Genomic DNA, 22817 nt, shown 5'->3' on the forward strand with positions numbered 1-22817 from the left:
TGGATACAATGCTCATCCCGGTGCAATACCAGTCATGGCCGATGTTGTTTAGCAAGTTGTGGAGTACTCAGTCTGGCCTCATGAGGGTTGCACTCCAGTCAAATTCTGTAAAGGTTTTGAAGTATTCTTTCCGGAATGCCGCAGTACGCCTTTGCCAGGTGCGCAATTCCAATTCGTCGAACGGGCGTGCTGTTTTTTTCCTGAGTGCCCGCAACAGTCGTGTTGACCCGTTGCGTGCGCCACTGCTTTTGATAAGCTTTGTTGCTGCGCCATCCTGTGGAGCCGGTTGTTTACCCGCATACCGCCGGAGCAGGTATTCAATGACCTCTTCTTGCTGCCACTGGTATTTAAGCCAGGTCATTGCTTCGCCGGTGATCTTACGGTATAGTTTATGTTTTTTTCGATGGAGCGGTACCTGCGCATAGACGATCGATCCGATAGGAGATGCTGTGGCCATCAGATTGGCATATTGCATGGTTTTTCGGAATGCGGGATCGGTTTTCACCCTTTTTGCATCGAGCGAACTGCGGGTGCGTAAATAGTACTCGTCATACATTTGATAAATGGTCACTGGGCCAACAGTGCCGATGAACGGAGGCCTGGAGGTAAGACGTGCCATGATGTTGATTTTACTTAAAGCTACGGTGTATCCTGGCTTTTGGATCGGTCATGGTTACAAAGTGTGGCATTCCGTGGCATTCAGTGGCATTCCGTGGCATTTTAACATTTTCCTGCAACCGAAATGTTGAACATGTATATTCCAGGCGCTGGCTGTATGAGCTTTGGTGGCCCCTTATCGGGGCCTATTCCTGGATGGGTCTCGGTCGTACCTGGCTATTTCCTGCGACGGCCTTTGAATGCACCTGGGCAGGGCCTTGTTCGTACCTTGTTCGTAGTTAAAGCGCATTTTCCTAAGCGACTACCGAACAAATACCGAACAAGGCAATAGTTTGGTAATAGCGAAAACAAGCCTGACGCTGACTAAAATGCCAAAAAAAATCGCCAGGCGACTGCCTGGCGACCAATATTTGAAATTTACTGCGCTAATTTATGGCTTTACGTACACTTCCACCCAGGCCGTAGAGCTGGGTTTGCGGGGGGCTGTAAACACATCCACCTTCTTGTAATTCGCCTGCAGGGCTTCGCGCACTTTGAAGGGGTAGAAATTGTTGAGGTAAGGGATGTATTCAAACAACACCAGGTCGTAGTGCTTGTTCTGAATGCGGTTCACGAACATATCCGTTTCCTTGTCAAACATGCCCACGCCTTTATGGAACCAGAGCGGGTACTCGGGGCCCGTTTCCAGGGCAAATGGCACTTCGGCTGCGAGGGGCGTCAGCTCCGACATATTCAGCACTTTCAGGTTCTTGCCATTCTTCACTAAATCCATATTCATGAGTCGTTCGATTCCATCCACGGTCGGGTTGGGCATCATAATGCGCTCAAACGATTTTAATTTGGGTACGCGCCATTGATCGAGGGGTATGTCGGTAGAATCCTGGTGGATCATAAACGTATTCCGGTTCACCACATTGGCATACACCAGTCCTTCGTGGGTCATAGTGGTGTAAGCCTCGCCGCCGCTTTTCAGGACAAAGCGGTCGATGTAGCGCCAGTACACCTGGCTCCACCAGAGCATGACCACGGCGGCTAACACGATCACCGGTTTCCAGCTATCGAACCGGATAGGCAGCAGTTGGGAGAACAGGTATATGATAAAGGCGAAAGCAAAGCTGTGGAAAAAGATATTGTTATCGACCGGCACGTAACTGGTTACCTGGAAGATGGTAGCCTCGGCCAGGATGCCCAGGGTAAGCAGGGTGAAGATCATTTGCTGCTTGTTGAGCCAGAATTCCTTCCAGTTCTTCACGGCTACCATCAGCAGCAACACGATGAGCAGGATATAGAATTTGATCATCTGCGAGGCTCCCAGGAAATCGCCCAGTATCTCACCGATCGACATACGCGAGCTGTGCGGCGGTTGGCCGTGGTTGAACCAATAGCCGAAGGTGCCGGTTACAGGCAGTATGAGTGCGAGGCCAGTCACGAACACAGAGCCAACGAATACGCCAAGGGCCAGCCACTGTTTGTGTGCCAGCGCCAGGTAGCCGAGCAGGGCCAGGCAAATGAGCAGGCCGAGGGCGCCGCCATCCTGTTTGGTAAAGAAAGAGCAGAATATGAAAAAGCCCGACGCTACCAGCCAGCCATATTTCCCCTTGCTGGTAGAGGTGGAGAAGATGTACTTCATGAGGAAAGCCAGTCCCACCAGTTCGTACATGATCACAGTATTGTTATACCAGGGCCAGTAGTTGAAGAAAGTGTAGGAAAGGCAAAATACGAGTACCGAGGCAAAGCGTATACCGGGTTGTATGCCGAGGCTTTTGAAGATAGAGCGGAAAGCCAGCCCCGACAGGATATTGATGAAAGCCTGTGCTTTCACGAGGGTGATCATCTGGGGGCCGAAGATCTTGAAGAACATGGCCGGTATTTCCCAGTACATATAGCCTACGGGCATGCCGAAGTCCTTGAAAGGCGTTTGCCCCAGGTAGAGGCGATAGGCGCCTTCCCACGACAAAAAGATATTGATGCGGTAGGGCAGGGTGGCAAAAATGGGCACCAGGGCAATGATCACAATGATCAGGATCTCTGCGGTGGATAATATTCGTTTCATGTCGGTTGAATATAATGAAGCGTGATCGGAGGCCGGTTTAAGGTTATGCGAAAGTAGCGGTTGAAAAAATAATGTGCAAAGTAATTGTACTTTGTTTTGTGTCATAATGACTTGTTTACCTGATACTAAGGGCGATTGGGTAAATTTTGGCCCCTAAAATGAATTAATCAATAATTCATATGTATGGAATCGCCCGGGGGCTTGCATCACAGCTTTTTGTGCTGTATCTTGTGCCCGGAATAGACGATAAATGCGGGATTACATTAAATTATTACGACCGAAAGACTGGGCAAAAAACCTTTTCCTGTTCATCCCCTCTTTCTTTGCAGGCAAACTGTTTGACCCCCTGGAATTCAAAACGCAATTTGGGATGCTGCTCGGCGGCTTCCTGGCGTTTAGCTTCCTTGCCAGTAGTATCTACATTCTTAACGATTACAGGGACATCGAGGACGATCGCAAGCATCCTAAAAAATGCAAGCGGCCATTGGCTTCGGGCAAAGTGAAGAAAGGAATTGGTTTAACGATCTGCATCCTGCTGGCTGTGGCCGGCTTGGGTATCAGTGCGTTGCTGGATCCATCGCTCAAGTTTCTCTTCATGACGGGCATTTATTATGGCCTGAACCTTGGCTATTGCTTTGGGCTGAAGAATATCTCCATTCTCGACATCCTGATCGTATCGGCAGGCTTCGTGCTGCGGGTGAAAGGCGGTGCGGTGCTGGGCGATATCCATACCACCGAATGGCTGATCATCATGACCTTCCTGCTGGCCTTGTTCATGGCCATCGCCAAGCGTCGCGACGATGTGATGCTGAAAGTGGCTACCGGCACCGATATGCGGAAATCGATCAAAGGTTATAGCCTCGAATTCCTGAATACCCTGCTGGGGCTTTTTTGCGCGATCCTGATCGTGGCCTATATTAATTATACTGTATCCGGCGCCCTGTACAAAGATTTTGGGCACCGTTTATACTATACCTCTTTATTCGTTATTGCCGGCATCATGCGTTACCTGCAGATCACCTTTGTCATGAACCAGGCCGGCTCTCCAACCGAAATCCTTTACAAAGACCGTTTTATTCAGCTTACCCTCGTTCTATGGATGGCCAGTTTTTATTTTATCCTTTATATGAAGGATATCACTGTGTTCAAATAAAAAAGGTCTATTCGCATGAAAAAAGAAATTGCCAACTGGGGAAATTACCCCGTGATGGAAAGTAATGAACAGCAGTTCAGCTATGATGACCAGTTGCAGCAAATCGTGAAGGAGGCTTCCCTTTTTATTCCCCGGGGCAATGGCCGTTGTTATGGAGATGCTTCTTTGGGTGTGCAAACGATCTCTACGCTCAAATACGACAAGATACTCTCTTTTGATACGCAGGCCGGCGTTTTCGAATGCCAGAGCGGCCTGATGCTCGATAAGATACTGGAAGTGATCGTGCCGAAAGGCTGGTTTCTGCCGGTAACACCGGGCACCAAATTCATCACCGTGGGCGGTGCCGTAGGCAGCGATGTACATGGTAAGAACCACCACGTAGATGGTTCCTTTTCGAACCATATTGTAGATATGGATGTGGTGTTGTCGACGGGGCGCACCATTACCTGTTCTCCCACCCAGCATGCCGACCTTTTTGATGCCACCTGCGGCGGCATGGGTTTGACCGGGCTGATCAGCCGGGTTAAGTTCCGCCTCAAGAAAATTGAAACTTCCTACATCAAACAAAAGCAGATCAAGGCCGATAACCTCGAGCATATCCTGCAGTTGTTTGACGAATACAAGCATTATACATACTCCGTGGCCTGGATCGACTGCCTCAAGAAAGGCAAAGGGTTCGGCCGCAGCATCATGATCCTGGGTGAGCACGCGAAAGTAAGCGACCTCAACGCCCAACAGGCGAAAGAGCCGCTAAAGCTCCCCAAGAAGAAGCAGATCACTTTTCCTTTCAACCTGCCCTCCTGGGTGCTCAATACCTTTACGGTAAAGGCATTCAATTTCCTGTATTACGGCAAGAACTTCAAGCGGGAGATCAACAATGTGGTGGGCTATGAGCCTTTTTATTATCCGCTGGATGCCATTTTACACTGGAACCGCGGCTATGGTAAAAAAGGATTCATCCAATACCAGTTTGTGGTGCCCATGCATGCCAAGCAGGGATTGATCGAGATACTGCAACGCATCAGCGATAAGGGCATTGGTTCTTTCCTGGCGGTGTTGAAAGTATTTGGTGAGCAGAACAGCCTGATCTCTTTTCCCGAGGAAGGCTATACGCTGGCGCTGGACATTCCGGTGCGTGCAGGCCTTTTCGAGTTCCTCGATGAGCTGGACCAGATCGTGCTGCAACATGGCGGCCGCCTGTACATGAGCAAGGATGCCCGTATGAAGCCCGGCGTGCTGGAGGCCGGCTATCCAAGACTGGATGAATTTAAAGCTATCGTAAAGAAATACAACCCGGACGGTAAGATACGCTCTACGCAATCGGACCGGTTATTACTGACCAACAATTAATTGATCGTATCGAATGTCTACCGTTTTGATTTTGGGAGCAGCTTCGGATATGGCTGTGGCCATTGCGAAAAAATATGCCTCGCAGGGACATGCCGTTCAACTGGCTGCCCGTAATGTGCAAAGGCTGAAAGCGCTTGAATCGGATATCGCCATCAGGTACAACACAACCTGCACGGCACATGAATTCGATGCGCTGAACTTTGCCTCGCACCAGGCTTTCTTCGATGCCCTGTCTGTGAAGCCGGATATTACCATTTGTGTTTTCGGCTACCTGGGCGATAATGAAGTGGCACGCGGCAACTGGGCCGAAAGTGAAAGGATCATTCATACCAACTATACCGGCGCCGTATCTATCCTAAACGTGGTGAGCAATTACTACGCTGCGCAAAAGAAAGGCGTGATTGCTGGCATCAGCTCGGTAGCAGGCGAACGTGGCCGGCAGAGCAACTATATTTATGGCAGTGCCAAAGCTGGTTTTACAGCTTACTTGTCGGGGCTTCGCAACCGGATGTTCCATGAGCAGGTCCATGTAGTGAGTGTGCAGCCTGGTTTTGTGTATACGCGTATGACGGAAAACCTCACGCTGCCTCCATTATTGACAGCCCAGCCCGAGCTGGTGGCCGACACGGTGTTCAAGGCGGTGGCCAACAAAAAGAACGTGGTGTATGTAAAGTGGTTCTGGCGCTGGATCATGCTGATCATCAAATCGATTCCCGAGTTTATGTTTAAAAAGCTGAAACTTTGAGCAGGCCTATTGCATTCTTCGACTTCGACGGTACCATCACTACCAAAGATACCCTGCTGGAGATCATCAAATACCGGCATGGGAAAGCTAAGTTCTACCTCGGCTTTTTGTTGCACAGCCCCTGGCTGGTGTTGATGAAGCTGGGCTTGGTGTCGAATCAATCGACCAAAGAAAAAGTGCTGAAGCTGTTCTTTGGTAAAATGACAACGGAGCAGTTCCGTGTTTTCTGTGAGCAGTTTGCTGCGGAAAAGATACCTGCCTTGATTCGCCCCAAAGCGTTGGTGGAAATTGATAAACTGAAGAAAGCGGGCGCCGAGGTGGTTATCGTTTCTGCTTCGCCGGAGAACTGGCTGCAGCCCTGGTGTGCTACGCTCAACCTGTCACTGATGGGTACGCAGCTGGAAGTGAAGAATGATAAGATCACCGGTAAGATCAAGGGCATTAATTGCTATGGAGAAGAGAAGGTAAGGCGTATCAAGGCGGCTTACGATCTTACTGCCTACGGCGATGTATATTGTTATGGTGATACCAGTGGCGACAAGCCGATGCTGGCATTGGCCAGGCATGGATTTTATCAGCCCTTCCGGTAAGTTGTTGCACGTGGGTAAGAATCGCCCGGTAGCCGGGTTACTTTTTAATTTTGCAGTTCCTTGTTTCATTAAGTTCCCTCCTTTGTCCTGTTCCGAAAGCCAATCCTTCTGAAACTTCTTAACAACTGAATATGTTTAAACCCTTATTGGCTGTATGGAAAGGGCCATGGTACAGGAAACTGGTACTGATCGTGAGCTTGCTGGTGGCTTCGCTGTATCCCATTCACCGCAACTTCGATCATGGTTTGGGTTTCTGGCAATACCAGCGTCACCTCGATTTCATGCGCGGCGAATCGCCTTTCTTCAATCCCTGGCAATACCGGGTGCTTTGTCCGTATGTGGTAGAAGGCGGTAAATGGGCTTACGAACATACGGTCGATAAAGTGGTGCCACTGGAGAAGATCAAGCAGTTTGATCCGGTGAAGGCGGCAGGTTCTACGGTTGAACAGGAAACCCTGGTGAATCGAAAGGACGCGATTATCTACCTCATCGTGTTTGCGGCTTTCCGGTTTTTGCTGAATGTGATGATCTACCTCTTTGCGTTTTCCATCTTCGCTTATTATACGCGCAACCAATGGCTCAATGCGCTGGGTATTTTTCTTGTCTCGCTCGCGATGGGGAACGCCGTGTTCAACAGCGACCTCTCGCTCAATACTTATTTCGATCTCATGCTATTCCTGTGGATGGCTTGCGTGGTATTGTATAAGGCGAGCGGCTGGTGGATTGTACCGATCACCATTTTGGGTATCCTTAACCGGGAAACGGCCCTGATGATCCCCGGCCTTTATTTTCTGGCGGCGGCTGTTGACCCGGCCAACGAAAAGAAGTTGTTTGGAATTCCTTTCCTGCGCAATCCTCCGCGTACTACCTGGATAGTTACTATAGTTTCTCTCATTGCTTTCGTCGCTATATTCATGGCCATCCGGGCACACTATGGCTATCGCCCGCCAGGCCTGGCTATAGAACACAACCTGCCATTCGGGTTACCGGTTCTCAAGTTCAATCTTACCGGTAAATATGGTGTGCAGGCTTTTATCGAGATATATGGGGTACTGGGCTTTTTGCCGCTGGCCTGGTTCTTCTGCTTCCGGTATTTACCGGTGCTGCTGCGCGCCTGGTCGCTCATCTTATTGCCGCTGTGGTTATGCATTCACTTTGTATCGACGCAGGCAGGCGAAAGCCGGTATTACCTGGTTACGCTGATCCTGGTGCTGATACCGATGGTGTTTGAAATGATCAAGCGGTCGGACAAAAAACTGGCGACTGAGTAAGGGGCAAAAACAGGCCAGGCCGCACGAAGCGGCCCGGCGAGTAGAATCAATGTTCATGGTTTTATTCGTCTAAAAAGCTCTTGATGATATTTTGTTTAAGGCCGGGGAAGCTATAAGCTTTCCTGGCTTTTTTTATGCAGGTTGAGGCGCGATGATAAAGGCGCACTGTGTTATTGCTTCACGATCTTCCGGATCTCACGCAGCTTGCCGCCAATCGTTACTTCCAACAGGTAGATGCCCGGGTTCATCGTTTTGGCGGGCAGTTTGATGATAAGCTGCTCCTCCTGCTTGTTCCATTGTTGCTGCTGCACGATCCTTCCTTCCAGGCTGATCCATTTTATTTGCAGTATGCCTTTGTTTGAATCGTTTATTTCGATCGTTAGTTGATCCTTTACCGGGTTGGGATAATAGGCGAGCCGGCTGATAAGACGATTGCCTGTGATCTTCACCAGCGATGAGTAGTGGGTGGTTTTACCCTGGCTGTTCACCAGCTTCAACCGGTAATACTGCGTTGCGGGGTGTTCGGTAGCATCAATGAAACTATAGTTGTTCGCATACAGGCTGTTTCCTGCCCCCTTCACGGTGCCAATGGTGGTGAACTGCTGGCCATCGCTGCTGCGCTCTATCTCGAAATGGTCGTTGTCATCTTCCTGGGCGGTTGACCAGGTGAGGGTAGTAGTGCCCTTTTGGTTGTTGCCTTTGAACCAGCTGAGTTGGGTGGGCATGGTCATCGCTGAAGAGTTGACCGTTACGATATCGGTGCTCTTGGCGCCACCTGCATCGGTGGTTTCGAGTTGGAACTGATAGGTGCCTATCAACAGGTTGGTAATATCGGGATTGGCCACTGTGCTGTTTGAGAAAGTATACATGGCGGGGCCGCTCACTTTGGTCCACTTATAAGTAAGGGTGGCGCCATCGGGATCGTAAGAGTCGCTGCCGTGTAAGGTAGCGGCCGATACATCGGTAGTTTGATCGGCGCCTGCTTCCGTTACAGGAGCGATGTTGCTGGCAGTGCCGGCCACTACGGTGATGTTCACGGTCTTGGTTACGTAGTCGGCGCGATCGTCCACTACTTTCAGCTCGAAGGTATAAGTGCCGGCAGTGGTGAGTCCGTTGATGCGTGTCAGTCCGTCGGTAGATACCGCTGTTACGATGCTACTGGTAACGGGCCCGGCCGTTTGTTTCCAGATAAACCGTTCTATATAACCATCGGCATCGGTTGAGCGGGCGCCGCTCAGGTAAGCAAAGCCTGTTCCTGTAGAGATCGTGAGGTTATTGCCTGTGTTGGCGATGGGACGCCTGTTGACCGGTTTACTTTTATCTTTCCCCAGCAGCCATTCGTATACATTGGGATTGTGGCTGCTATAGTTGGTACTGAAGGCCCGGTCCCACGAGTTGTGACCACCGGTGGGGTAAATGTCCAGGTAGGCTTTTTCGGCGGCGCCGCAATTGTTGATGCCGCCTACGATGGCGCTGGTACAATTGGCCTGCGTAGTGCCGTCGTTTTGTGAATGCGTGGCCCACACCGGTAAATTGGCCCTGGCGATATTGCAATAATCGTTGGTTTGGCAGGTGGGGGCAGTTGGGGCGATGGCGTTGAGTTGTTTCGCATTGGCTATCGACGCGCCGGGATAATCCCAGGTGCCGCCGCCGCCCAGGCTAAGGCCTATCAATGATATACGGTTGGTATCTACATTCAAATTGGCTTTAGCGTATTTGATCATTTCTTCTACATAGAAATTGTACCACCAGCCGTAGGTGTCGGCAAGTTGGGGCGACAGTACCAGGAAAGTTTGCCATTTGCCATTCCAGAAGAAGCGCATGTTATGACCATTCTTAATAAGTTTGGGTACGCTCTCCTGGGTTACGTTCTGTAATTGTGTGGTGCCATTGCCTTTTTGTCCGGTACCATGTAAGAAGATGATGAGTGGATACTTAGGACCGGTGGCATCGTAATCGGTGGGGGTGTACTGTAAGAATCCAATCCTTTGACCATTGGCTGCTGTGAGGCTTTTTTCTACCTGTTGTGCGCTTACGATCAGGCACACGAGGAGGCTCACCATGAGTAACGTGGTTTTCATAGAGGTTTGATTTTAGGGTCAACAAACTAGGGGCTGGTGATGGCATTCCATGCTGATCGTTACAGGCAGCCCCGGTACGGATGATTGGGTTCGTGCTCCAAAAAATACAATTACTATACCATTTGATCCATTGGCATGTTATGAATGCAGAAAAGCGGCAAAATCGAGTGGTTTTGCAAGGGGCTGGTAAAATCCCCATGAAAATGCTGGTAGAATCCTGGTCCGGAAAATAACATCGGCTGCCAACGTATTAAGTTTTTTGGCCAATTTAATTTGGTGGCCATCTATCTTTGCGCAAACATGAGCAGCTATAAACCCTTAACACATCGTATTGCAGCTTCCTGCTTCTTTTTTGTATGCGGGTTTATTTTTGCCACCTGGGCTTCCCGGATCCCCGCCATTAAAGATCAGTTCCACCTCAACGAGGCCGAACTGGGAGCAGTGCTATTCATGTTGCCCCTGGGTGCGTTGGTGGCTTTGCCGCTGGCTGGATGGGCTGTATCGGTATTGGGCAGCCGGCTCATCAATTACATCGCCGCGATCACTTATGCTATCGTATTGTTGTTGATCGGTTATAGCCATTCAGTCGCTTTGCTCTCGGCTTCCTTGTTCTTCTTTGGCTTTTGCGGTAATGTGTTGAATATTTCCATGAATACGCAGGCCCTGCTGGTGCAGGAAGAAATGTATGATAAATCCTTGCTCTCTTCGTTTCATGGTTTGTGGAGCATCGGTGCGATGATCGGGGCCGCGCTGGGCGGTTATACGATGAAGACAGGTGCTACCACGCGCGGACATTTTTTGATCGTGGCGGGTATCGTGCTGGTCCTTTCCACGATGGCCGTGTTTTATACCATCCGAAAAGGAAAACCTGCGGGCGAGCAAAAGATCTTTGCCTGGCCCGATAAAACTTTGTGGCTGCTGGGCGCCATTTGTTTCTGCTGTGCGATCTGTGAAGGAGCGATGGCCGACTGGAGTTCTTTGTTCTACAAACAGGTGCTGAACGATCTGAAGCGCGTAAGCACCACGGGGTATATGGTATTTGCCTGCATGATGGCGCTGGGCCGGCTGATCGGTGATGTGGTGATCGGCAGGCTGAGTTATAAAGGCGCCTTGGTGCTGGATGGTATCCTGATCACCATCGGCCTGATCGTTGCCACTACGCTTGCTTTCCCGGTGGCGGTGATCATCGGATTTGGATTGATCGGTTTTGGCGTGGCTACCGTGATCCCGATTGTATATAGTTTGAGCGCCAAAACCACCACGATGAGTACGAGTGCCGCGTTGGCGGCTGTGAGTACAGTAGGCTTCTCCGGATTTTTGGTAGGGCCGCCCATGATCGGTTTCATTGCTCATCAAACAGGGTTGCGTTATGCGCTTATGTTATTGTCCCTCCTGGGCATCGTGATCTTGTGGCTTTGCCGCAAGGTGAAGAACTGATCGTTGCGAAAATGCCCGTTTCCCCGGCCGCTTATGCCGCATAGTTGGGTGTCTTTATGCACGATTTTGTGGTGCTTTTTAACGACGTTTTAATATCTGTTATAGCACTGTTAAGGATGTTCCACTACTGAACCATGGCACTTGTTTTTTCGTCTACATAAGCGAAAACAATAACGCAATGAAAAACATCCTCTTAACGATTAGTGCAGTGGCGACGCTGGGGCTATTGGGAAGTTGTACCAAGGAACCGCTCAATAACCTCACAGAAGACGAAAGCCGTATCTACATTTCCAATTACGATAGTACTGCGCAGTTTAGTAGTTATAAGACCTTCAGTATTGTGGACTCTGTGGCCGTTATCTCCAACAACCGGTTGGAGGGAAAAGCAGTGTCTGATTTCGATGTGGCGGTGATCGCGGCATTGAAAAGCAGGCTGCAGCAGCAGGGCTATACCCTGGTGGGCAAAGACCAGGATCCGGACCTGGGTATTAACGTGAGCCGCATCTACAATACCTACACCGGCATTGTAAGTTATCCTGATTACTGGGGTAGTTATTATGGCTACTATGACCCTTTCTACTGGGGCTATCCGGGATATGGGTATGGGTTTCCTTCTTACTATGGTACCTACTCGATCAAAGAAGGAGCGCTTTCTATCGATGCGCTCGATTTGAAAGATGCCGGCGCCGATAAAAAGATCAATGGCATCTGGATGGGCTTGGTACGCGGATCGGGTGTATTCAGGACTGCCAACGTTCCCACGCATATCAGCCGGCTGTTCGATCAATCGGCTTACTTCAAGGCGAATCAATAATTCCTGCACGTAAAAACGATTAAACAATGAAAACATCCTATAAGATATTCGCAGTGCTGGTAGCCGGACTTTTCGTGGCGGGCGCCGCACGCGCACAGGAGGGGCGCTTACACCTCAACATCAATTATACGATCAGTACGCCGGTGGGCGATTTCAAGGATTTTATCAATAAGACAACTTACCGGAGCTGGGCCGCGTCTTTACTGTATGGCATCAACGATAAGGTGTCGGTAGGGTTGGGAACGGGCTTCCAGGATTTCTACCAAAAGTATCCACGGGATACGTATAAGCTGGAAGGCGGCGGTGATATCTCCGCAGTAGTATCTAACTCGGTACAGGCTATTCCTGTATTGGCGCAGGTGCAGTATAATTTTAGTCCGCAAGCCATTGTGCAGCCCTATGTAGGGGTTGGAGTAGGTGGCAACCTGATCCTGTATCGCCAGTTCCTGGGTGAGTTTGGCAGCAGCAAAACGAAATTCGGCTTTGCGGCAAGGCCCGAGGCTGGTGTGTTCATTCCTTTCCGCAAGGGCGGGCCGGCGGGCATCACGCTACGGGCCGATTACAACTGCATGCCTGTTAATTATAATGATCTGCAGGGAATGGATAACTGGGGCGCCGGAATAGGCGTAAAGTTCCCCCTTCAATAAAAGATTTTTCTGGTGCTGAAAGTTTGATGAGAAAGGCCCTGCACTTTGTTGCGGGGCCTGGTTTTTTGTATACAAGTTGTAATGCGATCAATTGAGTTGCGGGTCGATGGGAAAGTTGGCCATCATTTCGTAATCGCCGCCCAGTAGTTTCAGCGAGTCTTTCCAGATCTCGGCGGTATTGCCGTGAAAGACGATCTTCCTGGTGGCTTCGGCGGTGAGCCAGGAGTTTTCTTTAAGTTCGTCGTTGAGCTGTCCGCTGCCCCAGCCGGAGTAGCCTATGTAGAAGCGAATCTTGTTGAGGTCGATCGATCCGTCACGGATAAGGTTAATAGCCGTTTCGAAGTCGCCGCCCCAGTAGATGCCATCCAGTACCTGGAAGCTGCCGGGAATGAGGGCGGGGTATTGATGCAGAAAATGTATGGTGTCCATTTGAACGGGGCCGCCGTAAAAAACAGGGAGTTTGAGCTCGTCCAGGTCATTCATTAACTCATTCAGTGTGTGTTCATAAGCCCGGTTGATGACGAATCCGAAACTGCCTTCGTCCTGGTGATCGCAGAGAAAAACCACCGTTCTCATAAAGTTGGGGTCTTTGAGAAATGGCTCTGCTATCAACAACGTTCCTGGTCCCGGTTTTATCATATTCCTAAATTAAGACTTATATACTGCTGGCAAAATGATTGTTTAAAAATTGGGATTCGTTACACAAATCTTCCTAAGTTAGCGTTTTGGCGGATGGCGTTGTCGTTTCCGGAGAGGAGCGGGGCCGTCATCCTTGATAAAACTTAGTTAAATACATTTTGCCCGATCCCTTACCACTGGCGGTTCTGTTGCCTGTTTAGTAAATTTGCCGATTGGAAATTGTCTGCTTTTGAAGAAAAGTCCCAACGGCTCGCCAGATGGCTGAATTGCTGTGTAACAGGCAGGTAATGGAGGTGGCGCTAAAAACATATCAGTTGCAATTAAGGAAAGTATTCCCTATCATCATCGTATTGATCAGCCTTTCGCTGATAGGGACGATATATGTGCAATACAATTGGCTGCAAACCATGCTCGCGGATAAGCATGAAGATTTCAAGTTCAAAATGACGCGCGGCATGGATGAAGTGGGCAAGCTGCTCATGGAGCAGAAAGGCACCCTGCCCTCACTCAAGAACTACCGCACCAAGCCGGGATTCAACTGGCCTTCCGAACAGTTCCAGATGGAATTGATGAAGCCGCCCACCATCGCTCAAAAGTTTACGGAATTTGAAGTGGAGGAGAAATTGCGTAAAGCTTTCGACAACCACGACCTGCACAACCTCAAGTTTGAATTCGCGATCAACTCGAATGTGAACCTGATGTCGTACGAGCTGAAGTCGAAAGGCTTCATGAAGGCGGCAGAAGACATCGATACCGCCAATGGTAATAATATCACGTTTATTTATTATTTCTCTCCGCCCAGCGGCAGTGACCTGGAAAACCTGGTGCCGGAAGAGAATATGATCGTTATCGTACCCAATGTAAAGAAGATCATCCTGCAGCAAATGAAATGGATGATCGTGGGGGCCGCTTTCTTTACGATCATGATCATCGCTGCTTTCTATGTGACGGTAACAGCGCTGCTGCGTCAGAAAAAACTTAGTGAGATCAAGAATGATTTCATTAACAATATGACGCATGAGTTCAAAACCCCGCTGGCCACCATCTCGCTGGCCGTGGATGCCCTCCGCAACGACAAGGTGATGCAGGACCGCACCAAGATGGATTATTTCAGCAGCATCATCAAAGAAGAGAACAAGCGGATGAACAAGCATGTGGAAACGATTCTGCAGGCTGCTGTGATGGACCGCCAGGAGTTGCAGCTCAACAAGCAACCTATTCATGTGCACGACCTCATCAACGAGATCATGGACAACTATGTGCTGCAGTTGGATGATAAAAATGGTCATGCCGACCTTAACCTGAGTGCCCGCCAGGATTACATTGAAGCTGATCCTGTACACTTCCGCAATCTTATTTCCAACCTCATCGATAATGCCGTTAAGTACTCAAAAGAAAACCTGGAGCTGAAGATCACCACGCACAGTACGAGCAAGAACCTCGTGATCCGTGTGGAAGACAACGGCATCGGTATGAGTAAAGAAACGGTGCGTCGCATCTTCGAGAAGTTTTACCGCGCACATACCGGTAACATCCACAACGTAAAAGGATTTGGACTTGGTCTTAGCTATGTGAAGACCATCGTTGACGCCCATAACGGGAAGATCAAGGTGGAAAGCGTACTGGGCAAGGGGTCGGCCTTCACCCTGGAATTGCCACTACTCAAGAAAAAGCCTGTTGACGAAACAGCAAGCATCCATCACCATAGCTGAGAAACCGGAATTCATGTTCCATCGCATACTGGTAAATGCTCTTCCATTGTTTACCGATAAAGGCTGCTACCAATAACAATAAAGTTGATTGGGGCTGGTGGAAATTCGTGACCAGCGCCTGCGGTATCCTGATCCTGTAACCGGGGGTGATGAGCAGTCTTGTTTTGGTAATGATCCTGTCCCATTCCTGTTTTTTCATGTATTGCAGTAGGGAAGTGAGCGCGTATTCTACGGAGATATCATCTGCTTCCAGTTCATAGGCATCCCATTGGTTGATCTCTAGTGCCGCGGGTTCTATACCGGGCTGCAGGATCGTTTTAACGCCAAGCCAATACAAACTTTCTACCGTGCGTAGGGAAGTGGTGCCTACTACGGTGATCGGCTTATTGGTGTATTCCAGTATTTGTTGGATCAAGGTAGTGGGCACATCGATGAATTCGGCATGCATGGGATGCCCTTCCATGTGCTCGCTTTTTACCGGCTGAAAGGTGCCGGCTCCTACGTGGAGTGTTACGTAACTTCGTTGTATGTTTTTCGCATTCAGTTTTTCGAACAGCGATTCGGTGAAATGCAAACCAGCCGTTGGGGCTGCTACCGAACCTTCGGTACGCGCGTAGATGGTTTGATAACGCTTGGCGTCCGACGCCTCTGCCTGCCTTTTGATGTAAGGCGGCAGGGGTATCATACCGGCCAGGTGTAGTACTTCGGCAAAGCTGAGGTTGGCGGGTGACCACGAGAGTTCGATGGAAAAACTGTCGCCGATCTTTTCGAGATAGCGGGCACGCAGTTCGATATGACCTCCTGCGTGGGAGATCGATTTTTCGAGGATCTGTCCGGCTTTCCATTTAGAAAACCCGCCCACGAGGCACATCCATTGAACACTGCCTTTTTGCGACATGGCCGTGGTGATGTCGGGATAATGAGCGTGGGGTTCGAGGCAAAAGATCTCGATCGAAGCCCCTGTTGCTTTCTGGAACAGGAGGCGGGCTTCCACCACGCGGGTATTATTAAATAAGAGTAATGAATCGGAAGGCAGGAATTGATCGATGTTCCGATATACGTCTTCTGTAATTTGTCCTTCTTTGAAGATCAATAGTTTTGAACTGTCTCTTTCCGGCAGCGGGTATTTGGCTATACGTTCGTCCGGCAATTCGTAAGTGAAATCTTTAATGGCTAAACGCTTGGGATGCATATTGGGTACGGCATGCGCCGTTGATTTTTATCGCTTTGCTTTTGGTACTACTAACTTCAGGCCGCTCCACTGATCGCTCACGGCGCACACCTTGATATCTACCAGGTCATGTTGGAGGGCATAAGCGCGGATCACATCTTCTGTTAAGTCGGTGGGAATACCGGCGCTTTTTTTATACCAACTGACCCAGGTAATAACGGATGGGTTGCTTTGAAATACCGTTTTCAGGCTCCGCATTTCTGTTTCAAATTGTTTTTTACTGGTCACAAACAGGTGAATGAGGTCGGGTAGCTCCTTTTTTCCCACCAATTGATGGCTTAGGTCGGCCTCCAGCAACTGGTTGTAATTGTCCGGGGCATGAAGCAGCCACAGCTTCATGGCTTCCTTGATGCCTAGTTTTTTCAATAATGGGGTACCCGAATAACCGGTTGTTGCCATGTTGTGGGATTTGGTGGGAGAAAACCCTGCCTGTTCGTCCTGTCGCTGCAAATTTACTGGGCATTGTTTAAACGGCCCAACAGCCCTTAGGACTGCTTACGGACGGTATTGGCTGAACGGTGCCCTGTCTGAATCTCCATAAAACCTGGCAATGCACATCGGGCAGGGGCTTATCCACAGGTTATGCGCCTGAATTCACAGAAAATACACACGCGAATGAGCTCCCACTTCCTCTCAAAGCCCGCCAGACCGCCATCATAGCTAATTGCAGATAAATCAAGGCCTGTGGAAAAAATAAAATTTCCAAATCCTCGTTAGAAAGTGGGAAAAAGTGTTATTTTGTGGTAATTAGAAACGATAAGGAGTTAAGTCGTTAAAAATGAATGGCTTTCTAGGTGAATACGAAGCAACTTTGGACGCAAAAGGTCGCTTCCTCTTACCGGCTGGCTTTAAAAAGCAGCTGCCGGAAGAGGCCGGAAACCAGTTTGTTATTAACAGGGGGTTTGAAAAGTGCCTTACGTTATACCCCATGAAAAGTTGGGAGCCCATATTTGCTGAGATCGGTAAGTTGAATGATTTTGATCCCAAAGTTCGGGAATTCAGGAGATACTTCTTGAATGGAGCGACGGTTTTAGAGCTGGATGGTGCGGGGCGGTTGCTGGTTCCTTCCAATTTGAAGGAGCATGCCGGGCTGGAGAAAGACATTGTGTTGGTGGCGGCGATGAACAAAATTGAAATCTGGGATAAGGATAAGTACCAAAAGTTCTTTGAATCTTTTTCACCCGACTCTTTCAGTCAATTGGCTCAACAGGTAATGGCGGCCGGCAGTGGTCCGGGAATTCAGCTTTAAGCAAGATCATGAGTGAGCAGGATAACCATAGCGCTGATTTCTCTGCCGATTCATCCGGCGACAATCCGGAATATCATGTTCCGGTGTTGTTGCAGGAAACGGTAGACGGGCTGCAGATAGAACCAGATGGCATTTATGTGGATTGCACATTTGGTGGTGGCGGTCATTCCAAAGAGATACTGAAACGGCTTGGAAAAAACGGGCAATTATTGGCCTTTGATCAGGATGCGGATGCCAGGCGGAACATTCCCGATGATCCCCGGATCGTCTTTGTTCCCCACAACTTCCGGCACCTGCAGAGGTTTTTGCGGGTTCATAAATTAACACAGGTAAATGGTATCATGGCTGACCTCGGCGTAAGTAGCCACCAGTTTGACGAGGCTGATCGCGGATTTTCTATTCGTTTTGAAGGTGATATGGATATGCGAATGGATAAACGGCAAACGTTGACGGCTTTCGAAGTGGTGGATACTTACGATGAGCAGCGACTGCACAAATTGTTTGAGCAGTATGGCGAAGTGACCAATTCCAAAACACTGGCCAGGACCATTGTACAGGTGCGGGATAAGATGAGCCTTAAAACGATTGCCAATTTTAAACAGGCGCTGCATGACGTGGTGAAAGGGAATCCCAACAAGTACTTTGCCCAGGTATTCCAGGCATTGCGCATTGAAGTGAATGATGAATTGGGGGCTTTGAAAGAAATGCTGCAACAAATTCCTTCGCTACTAAAGCCTGGAGGTCGTGTTGCCATCATTACGTTCCATTCGCTGGAAGACAGGATCGTCAAGAACTTCTTCCGTAAAGGCGACACTGAGGAGACGGTAGATACCGATCCTTTTGCCCGTAATGTTCCTGAGGCTCCTTTAAAGGTAATTACCAAAAAACCAATCACTGCTTCACCGGTAGAGCTTAAGCGTAACCCGCGTTCGCGGAGTGCCAAGCTCAGGGTGGCCGAAAAGCCGTAACCCTGCTATGGGATTGTATGGCTGGTTATTGCGGGAGGTACTAAGCAGCGTTTCCTGCACTAAGTTTCGAGTTCTTATCATCAAAATAAAGGGTATAAATTCCAATGTCTGTATGAAGACCAGGTAGAACATTCAGCAATCTCATTAGCGGTTGAGTGGTGAGTAACTGCTCAGCCGCTAATCTTACAACCATGAACGAAGAAAAAGGACAAGAAGAAGTAAAGGAAGTGGAGCGTAAACGGGAGCGGAAAAAATTGTTCAGCTATCGCTGGATCGTTAAAAATATTCCGTTCTTCCTGTTCCTGTCGGCTTTGGCAGTGGTGTATATATACAACGGTCACTATGCAGACAAAACGATCCGGAGCATCAACAAAGTGAGTAAGGAGTTGAAAGAGTTGCAGTACGAGTACAAGACTTTGAAGAGTGAAGTGATGTTCAGGAGCAAGCAGAGCGAAATGGCAAAAGCGGTAGAGCCGCTGGGCCTGAAAGAGCTGGTAACGCCGCCGGTGGTACTGACCGACTCGGCAAGCCTGAAAAAAGAAGAATAGTATTAAGACGACAACCAAACATATAGATTACCTGGGCCTTGGAAGTGAAGCGCGACATATTATGGAGAGTGTATCTATGCTTTATCGGCATAGTGTTGTTTAGTGTGGTGATCCTGATCAGGGCGGTTTACATTCAGCAGGTGCAGGGTAGTTTCTGGTTGGAGCAGGCGAAAGAACAACAGCAAAGATTCGTGGAGATCGACGCCGAGCGGGGAACGATCTATAGTGAAGATGGAAGCATGCTGAGCACTTCCATTCCGTTCTTTAACATATATATCGATTTTATGGCCGAAGGCCTCCGGGAAAAGAACGGAAAGCGCTTCAAGGATAATATCGATTCTTTGTCGATCAGCCTGGCTGATTACTTCAAGGATAAAACGGCCACTGAATACAGGCAGCTGTTGCAGAACGGCTACCGGAAGAAGGATCGCTATTTTCTTTTCAAGAAGAATCTGTCGTTCCAGGATTATAAAACCCTCCGTACGATGCCGCTGGTAAAACAGGGCAGGGACAAGAGCGGTTTTATTCCCGAAGTGAAAGACAAACGACTGAACCCATTTGGCTTGCTGGCCAACAGAACGATCGGATTATCGAGAGAATATCTGGATAGCGACGGGAAGATCAGGAACACGAACGTAGGGCTGGAAAAGACCTATGATACGATCCTGAAAGGGGAGGGCGGCAGACGCCTGATGCGGAAAGTGGCAGCCGGTGTTTTTGTACCGGTAGATGGATCGGAGATCGAGCCGCAGAATGGCAAAGACATCATCACCACCCTGGACGTGAACATCCAGGATATCGCGGAAAATGCTTTGCTGAAGGTGCTGACGGAGAATGAATGTGAATATGGTACCGCCCTGGTAATGGAGGTGAAGACCGGAAAGATCAAGGCCATCGCCAACCTGGGCCGCCGTACGGATGGCACCTACTGGGAGGATATGAACTACGCGATCCGCGCTTCCGAGCCAGGATCGACCTTTAAGCTGGCTACCATGTTATCGCTGCTGGAAGATAAGTACATCAACCTCAACCAGCATGTGAACCTCGAAGGTGGTGCGTGGACGGTAAATGGCAGAACGGTTTACGACAGTGAGAATCACGGATACGATGTTTCGATAAAAGAGGCTTTTGAAATGAGTTCGAATGTGGGTATGGCTAAGCTGGTGATGGCCCACTACGCTAAAAAGCCGACTCAGTTTGTGGATCACCTTAAGCGCATGCGATTTCATCAATACTCCGGTATTGATCTGCTGGGGGAAACAACACCGGTTGTTAAGACCCCTAAGAACAGAAGCTGGAGCGCCACATCACTGCCCTGGATGAGTTTCGGATATGAAGTGCTGGTAAGTCCCCTGCAAACCTTAATGTTATATAATGCCATCGCCAATGATGGCAAGATGATGAAACCTTACCTCGTCAATGCCATTAAAGAGAATGGTTTGGTGGTGAAGGAAAATCAGCCAGAGGTGTTGGAGCAAGCTGTTTGCAATGAGCAAACGTTGAAATTACTGCAGGAGCTTTTAAAGGGGGTGTGTAATGATCCACACGGCACAGGGTTCACGCTTTTCAAAGGAGCGCCTTATGCCGTGGCGGGTAAAACGGGTACCTCGTTGATGGCAAATGGTGCCAACGGCTACAGGGATCATATTTACCAGTCGTCGTTTGCAGGGTATTTTCCGGCGGATAACCCCCAGTACAGTTGTATTGTGGTGGTAAAGAACAAACCCTTTGCTCCAGTTTACTACGGCGCCCGGATCGCGGGACCGGTGTTCAAAGAACTGGCCGACAAACTGTACGCGATCAATGCAGACAAGGATAAGAAAACGATCCCTGCTCCTAAAAAAGACAGTTCTTATTATTTATATGCCGGCGCTACTGAAGACATGCAACAGGTAATGAAGACGCTGGAGTGGCGCTATAAGGATTCGGCAGGTGTTCATGAATGGACCCGCTTGTATGCCGAGAACTACGCACCGGTGATGAACGGACAACCGGTTTCAAAAAAGAATATGCCCGATGTACGGGGCATGGGTTTGAAAGACGCCCTGTACTTGTTGGAGAATATGCAGGCAAAAGTGATCGTGAGAGGCCGGGGCAAGGTGAAAGTGCAGAGTGTAGAGCCCGGTGCGCCATTTGTGAAGAGCATGCCGGTAACCATCGAATTGAACTAACAACAATAATTTATTGAACCCTTTCAACAAGGGAGAAGTATATGGCAATATTACAGGACATATTATATAAGGTAAGGATCCGCTCTGTACACGGTAATACCGGTGTAGAGGTGAAGGGCCTTCATATAGATTCCCGTAAAGTGGGTAAGGGGGATGTGTTCATTGCCATTAAAGGGGTTGCTGCCGATGGACATCAGTATATCGACAGCGTGATCGAAAAAGGGGCCGCTGCCGTGGTTTGTGAAGTGATGCCGGCTTCTTTGAAAGAGGGTGTTACGTATGTGCAGGTGGAGAACAGCGGAGAAGCAGCGGGTTACCTGGCCCACAACTTTTATGGCCAGCCTTCCGAGAAGGTAAAGCTGGTAGGGGTTACAGGCACCAATGGTAAAACGACCATCGCGACGCTCATGTTCAAATTGTTTTCGGGTCTTGGTTATAAGTGCGGGTTGCTGAGTACGGTGGAGAATCATATCGGCAACGAGGTGATACCCGCTACCCATACGACGCCGGATGCCATCAGCCTGAACGCCTTGCTGAAACAAATGGTAGATGCGGGATGCACCCATGTATTCATGGAAACCAGTTCGCACGCCATCCATCAGCACCGTACTGCCGGGTTGAAATATGTGGTCGGGATCTTCAGTAATATCACGCACGACCACCTGGATTATCATAAAACGTTTGACGAATACATCCGTGTAAAGAAGTCGTTCTTCGATTCATTGCCATCGGAAGCGCACGCTATCTCGAATGCCGATGACAAAAGAGGTGCAGTGATGTTGCAGAATACACAGGCCCATAAATATCTGTATAGCCTGCGTACGATGGCGGAATTCAAAGGAAAGATACTGGAGAATGGCCTCACCGGGCTGGTGATGATCATCAACGACCAGGAAGTTCATTTCCGGCTCATCGGTGAATTCAATGCTTATAACCTGCTGGCAGTGTACGGTGCAGCCGTTTGCCTGGGTGAAGATAAATTCGAAGTGCTGCGGGTGTTGAGTGAGTTGAGTGGTGCCGAAGGACGGTTCGATTACGTGATCTCGTCGAAAGACAGGGTGATCGGAATAGTGGACTATGCGCATACACCCGATGCTTTACTGAATGTGCTGGCGACTATTAAAGGACTTCGCAAAGGCCATGAGCAGATCATTACGGTGGTTGGCTGCGGCGGCGACCGCGATAAAACGAAGCGGCCTGTGATGGGAGATGTAGCCTGCGAGCATAGTGACCGGGTGATCTTTACCTCCGACAATCCACGCAGTGAGGATCCCGAGCAGATCTTACGCGATATGGAGGCTGGATTGAACACGGCTGCCAAGAGAAAATACATCGCGATCGTTGACAGGCACGAAGCCATCAAAGCGGCGATCAGTATGGCCAATGCGGATGATATCGTGTTGATCGCGGGTAAGGGACATGAGAAGTACCAGGAGATCAAAGGGGTGAAACATCCTTTCGACGACAAGCAGGTGCTGGCAGAAATGTTCTCACTTTTTGAAAGATAATAATTACGGACGGTTCCATATAAAGCCAGGAG

At 49.2% G+C, this 22817-nt stretch carries 20 protein-coding genes; 14 read left to right on the forward strand and 6 right to left on the reverse strand.

The annotated features are described in order from the left end of the window. Positions 1–67: 67 nt before the first annotated feature. Both P2H89_RS04255 and P2H89_RS04260 read right to left on the reverse strand, forming a co-directional pair. Positions 68–619, reverse strand: coding sequence for a hypothetical protein (locus P2H89_RS04255; RefSeq protein WP_275825284.1), 552 nt, complete (start codon positions 617–619; stop codon positions 68–70). A 429-nt stretch (positions 620–1048) separates the two neighbouring features. Continuing rightward, entirely contained in the window at positions 1049–2671 is a 1623-nt protein-coding gene (locus P2H89_RS04260; protein ID WP_275825285.1) for a hypothetical protein, read from the reverse strand. 250 nt (positions 2672–2921) lie between these two features. On the opposite strand from P2H89_RS04260, the gene P2H89_RS04265 reads away from it, so the two are divergent. From P2H89_RS04265 to P2H89_RS04285, 5 genes are all read left to right on the forward strand, one after another. Further along, positions 2922–3824, forward strand: coding sequence for a UbiA prenyltransferase family protein (locus P2H89_RS04265; RefSeq protein ID WP_275825286.1), 903 nt, complete (start codon positions 2922–2924; stop codon positions 3822–3824). 15 nt (positions 3825–3839) lie between these two features. Next, complete coding sequence (locus P2H89_RS04270; protein ID WP_275825287.1) at positions 3840–5174, forward strand: FAD-binding oxidoreductase; 1335 nt, start codon at positions 3840–3842, stop codon at positions 5172–5174. Positions 5175–5187: 13 nt separating this feature from the next. After that, entirely contained in the window at positions 5188–5919 is a 732-nt protein-coding gene (locus tag P2H89_RS04275; protein ID WP_275825288.1) for an SDR family oxidoreductase, read from the forward strand. After that, positions 5916–6509, forward strand: coding sequence for an HAD family hydrolase (locus P2H89_RS04280; RefSeq protein ID WP_275825289.1), 594 nt, complete (start codon positions 5916–5918; stop codon positions 6507–6509). The genes P2H89_RS04275 and P2H89_RS04280 overlap by 4 nt, the downstream gene beginning before the upstream one ends. A 131-nt stretch (positions 6510–6640) precedes the next feature. Then, a complete protein-coding gene (locus P2H89_RS04285; RefSeq protein ID WP_275825290.1) occupies positions 6641–7780 on the forward strand; it encodes a hypothetical protein in 1140 nt (379 codons plus the stop codon). Positions 7781–7950: 170 nt separating this feature from the next. Here P2H89_RS04285 and P2H89_RS04290 read toward each other — a convergent pair whose 3' ends face one another. Continuing rightward, entirely contained in the window at positions 7951–9861 is a 1911-nt protein-coding gene (locus tag P2H89_RS04290; protein ID WP_275825291.1) for a T9SS type A sorting domain-containing protein, read from the reverse strand. Between the two features lie 300 nt (positions 9862–10161). Between P2H89_RS04290 and P2H89_RS04295 the strand changes: the two genes are divergently transcribed. From P2H89_RS04295 to P2H89_RS04305, 3 genes are all read left to right on the forward strand, one after another. Continuing rightward, positions 10162–11298 (forward strand): MFS transporter, encoded by a 1137-nt coding sequence (locus tag P2H89_RS04295; protein WP_275825293.1) that lies wholly within the window; start codon positions 10162–10164, stop codon positions 11296–11298. 178 nt (positions 11299–11476) lie between these two features. Next, the gene (locus P2H89_RS04300; protein WP_275825294.1) at positions 11477–12112 is read left to right on the forward strand and encodes a DUF4136 domain-containing protein; all 636 of its coding nucleotides are present in this window, start codon (positions 11477–11479) and stop codon (positions 12110–12112) included. Positions 12113–12138: 26 nt separating this feature from the next. Continuing rightward, a complete protein-coding gene (locus P2H89_RS04305) occupies positions 12139–12759 on the forward strand; it encodes an outer membrane beta-barrel protein (RefSeq protein WP_275825295.1) in 621 nt (206 codons plus the stop codon). A gap of 87 nt (positions 12760–12846) precedes the next feature. On the opposite strand, the gene P2H89_RS04310 is transcribed toward P2H89_RS04305, so the two are convergent. After that, positions 12847–13398 carry a YqgE/AlgH family protein gene (locus P2H89_RS04310; protein WP_275825296.1) on the reverse strand — a complete coding sequence of 184 codons (552 nt, stop codon included), beginning with the start codon at positions 13396–13398 and terminating at the stop codon, positions 12847–12849. Positions 13399–13712: 314 nt separating this feature from the next. Between P2H89_RS04310 and P2H89_RS04315 the strand changes: the two genes are divergently transcribed. Continuing rightward, entirely contained in the window at positions 13713–15110 is a 1398-nt protein-coding gene (locus P2H89_RS04315; protein ID WP_275825297.1) for a HAMP domain-containing sensor histidine kinase, read from the forward strand. Here P2H89_RS04315 and P2H89_RS04320 read toward each other — a convergent pair. Together P2H89_RS04320 and P2H89_RS04325 are read right to left on the reverse strand one after the other, a co-directional pair. After that, a complete protein-coding gene (locus tag P2H89_RS04320) occupies positions 15061–16302 on the reverse strand; it encodes an S-adenosylmethionine:tRNA ribosyltransferase-isomerase (protein WP_275825298.1) in 1242 nt (413 codons plus the stop codon). The two genes, P2H89_RS04315 and P2H89_RS04320, sit on opposite strands and share 50 nt — an antisense overlap. A 27-nt stretch (positions 16303–16329) precedes the next feature. Continuing rightward, entirely contained in the window at positions 16330–16740 is a 411-nt protein-coding gene (locus P2H89_RS04325; protein ID WP_275825299.1) for a hypothetical protein, read from the reverse strand. Between the two features lie 379 nt (positions 16741–17119). Here P2H89_RS04325 and mraZ point away from each other — a divergent pair, with 379 nt between their 5' ends. From mraZ to P2H89_RS04350, 5 genes are all read left to right on the forward strand, one after another. After that, positions 17120–17590, forward strand: a complete 471-nt coding sequence (mraZ, locus tag P2H89_RS04330; protein WP_275825300.1) for a division/cell wall cluster transcriptional repressor MraZ — start codon at positions 17120–17122, stop codon at positions 17588–17590. Between the two features lie 8 nt (positions 17591–17598). Beyond that, positions 17599–18558, forward strand: a complete 960-nt coding sequence (rsmH, locus tag P2H89_RS04335; protein WP_275825301.1) for a 16S rRNA (cytosine(1402)-N(4))-methyltransferase RsmH — start codon at positions 17599–17601, stop codon at positions 18556–18558. Positions 18559–18749: 191 nt separating this feature from the next. After that, positions 18750–19106 carry an FtsL-like putative cell division protein gene (locus P2H89_RS04340; RefSeq protein WP_275825302.1) on the forward strand — a complete coding sequence of 119 codons (357 nt, stop codon included), beginning with the start codon at positions 18750–18752 and terminating at the stop codon, positions 19104–19106. 68 nt (positions 19107–19174) lie between these two features. Then, on the forward strand, positions 19175–21277 hold the full coding sequence (locus P2H89_RS04345; RefSeq protein WP_275825303.1) for a penicillin-binding protein: 2103 nt from the start codon (positions 19175–19177) through the stop codon (positions 21275–21277). Positions 21278–21318: 41 nt separating this feature from the next. Next, entirely contained in the window at positions 21319–22785 is a 1467-nt protein-coding gene (locus P2H89_RS04350) for a UDP-N-acetylmuramoyl-L-alanyl-D-glutamate--2,6-diaminopimelate ligase (RefSeq protein WP_275825304.1), read from the forward strand. Positions 22786–22817: the final 32 nt, after the last annotated feature.

The sequence above is a fragment of the Paraflavitalea sp. CAU 1676 genome (genome assembly GCF_029223285.1).
In the GTDB taxonomy this organism is placed as follows: Bacteria; Bacteroidota; Bacteroidia; order Chitinophagales; family Chitinophagaceae; genus Paraflavitalea.

What these genes read in the sequence shown, in the direction of transcription:
- P2H89_RS04270 (WP_275825287.1), top strand. Translation starts at nt 3,840, where the DNA reads ATGAAAAAAGAAATTGCCAACTGGGGAAATTACCCCGTGATGGAAAGT.
- P2H89_RS04295 (WP_275825293.1), top strand. Translation starts at nt 10,162, where the DNA reads ATGAGCAGCTATAAACCCTTAACACATCGTATTGCAGCTTCCTGCTTC.
- P2H89_RS04310 (WP_275825296.1), bottom strand. Translation starts at nt 13,398, where the DNA reads ATGATAAAACCGGGACCAGGAACGTTGTTGATAGCAGAGCCATTTCTC.
- P2H89_RS04350 (WP_275825304.1), top strand. Translation starts at nt 21,319, where the DNA reads ATGGCAATATTACAGGACATATTATATAAGGTAAGGATCCGCTCTGTA.
- P2H89_RS04285 (WP_275825290.1), top strand. Translation starts at nt 6,641, where the DNA reads ATGTTTAAACCCTTATTGGCTGTATGGAAAGGGCCATGGTACAGGAAA.
- P2H89_RS04305 (WP_275825295.1), top strand. Translation starts at nt 12,139, where the DNA reads ATGAAAACATCCTATAAGATATTCGCAGTGCTGGTAGCCGGACTTTTC.
- P2H89_RS04260 (WP_275825285.1), bottom strand. Translation starts at nt 2,671, where the DNA reads ATGAAACGAATATTATCCACCGCAGAGATCCTGATCATTGTGATCATT.
- P2H89_RS04290 (WP_275825291.1), bottom strand. Translation starts at nt 9,861, where the DNA reads ATGAAAACCACGTTACTCATGGTGAGCCTCCTCGTGTGCCTGATCGTA.
- P2H89_RS04255 (WP_275825284.1), bottom strand. Translation starts at nt 619, where the DNA reads ATGGCACGTCTTACCTCCAGGCCTCCGTTCATCGGCACTGTTGGCCCA.
- P2H89_RS04265 (WP_275825286.1), top strand. Translation starts at nt 2,922, where the DNA reads ATGCGGGATTACATTAAATTATTACGACCGAAAGACTGGGCAAAAAAC.
- P2H89_RS04340 (WP_275825302.1), top strand. Translation starts at nt 18,750, where the DNA reads ATGAACGAAGAAAAAGGACAAGAAGAAGTAAAGGAAGTGGAGCGTAAA.
- rsmH (WP_275825301.1), top strand. Translation starts at nt 17,599, where the DNA reads ATGAGTGAGCAGGATAACCATAGCGCTGATTTCTCTGCCGATTCATCC.
- P2H89_RS04300 (WP_275825294.1), top strand. Translation starts at nt 11,477, where the DNA reads ATGAAAAACATCCTCTTAACGATTAGTGCAGTGGCGACGCTGGGGCTA.
- P2H89_RS04320 (WP_275825298.1), bottom strand. Translation starts at nt 16,302, where the DNA reads ATGCATCCCAAGCGTTTAGCCATTAAAGATTTCACTTACGAATTGCCG.
- P2H89_RS04275 (WP_275825288.1), top strand. Translation starts at nt 5,188, where the DNA reads ATGTCTACCGTTTTGATTTTGGGAGCAGCTTCGGATATGGCTGTGGCC.
- P2H89_RS04325 (WP_275825299.1), bottom strand. Translation starts at nt 16,740, where the DNA reads ATGGCAACAACCGGTTATTCGGGTACCCCATTATTGAAAAAACTAGGC.
- mraZ (WP_275825300.1), top strand. Translation starts at nt 17,120, where the DNA reads ATGAATGGCTTTCTAGGTGAATACGAAGCAACTTTGGACGCAAAAGGT.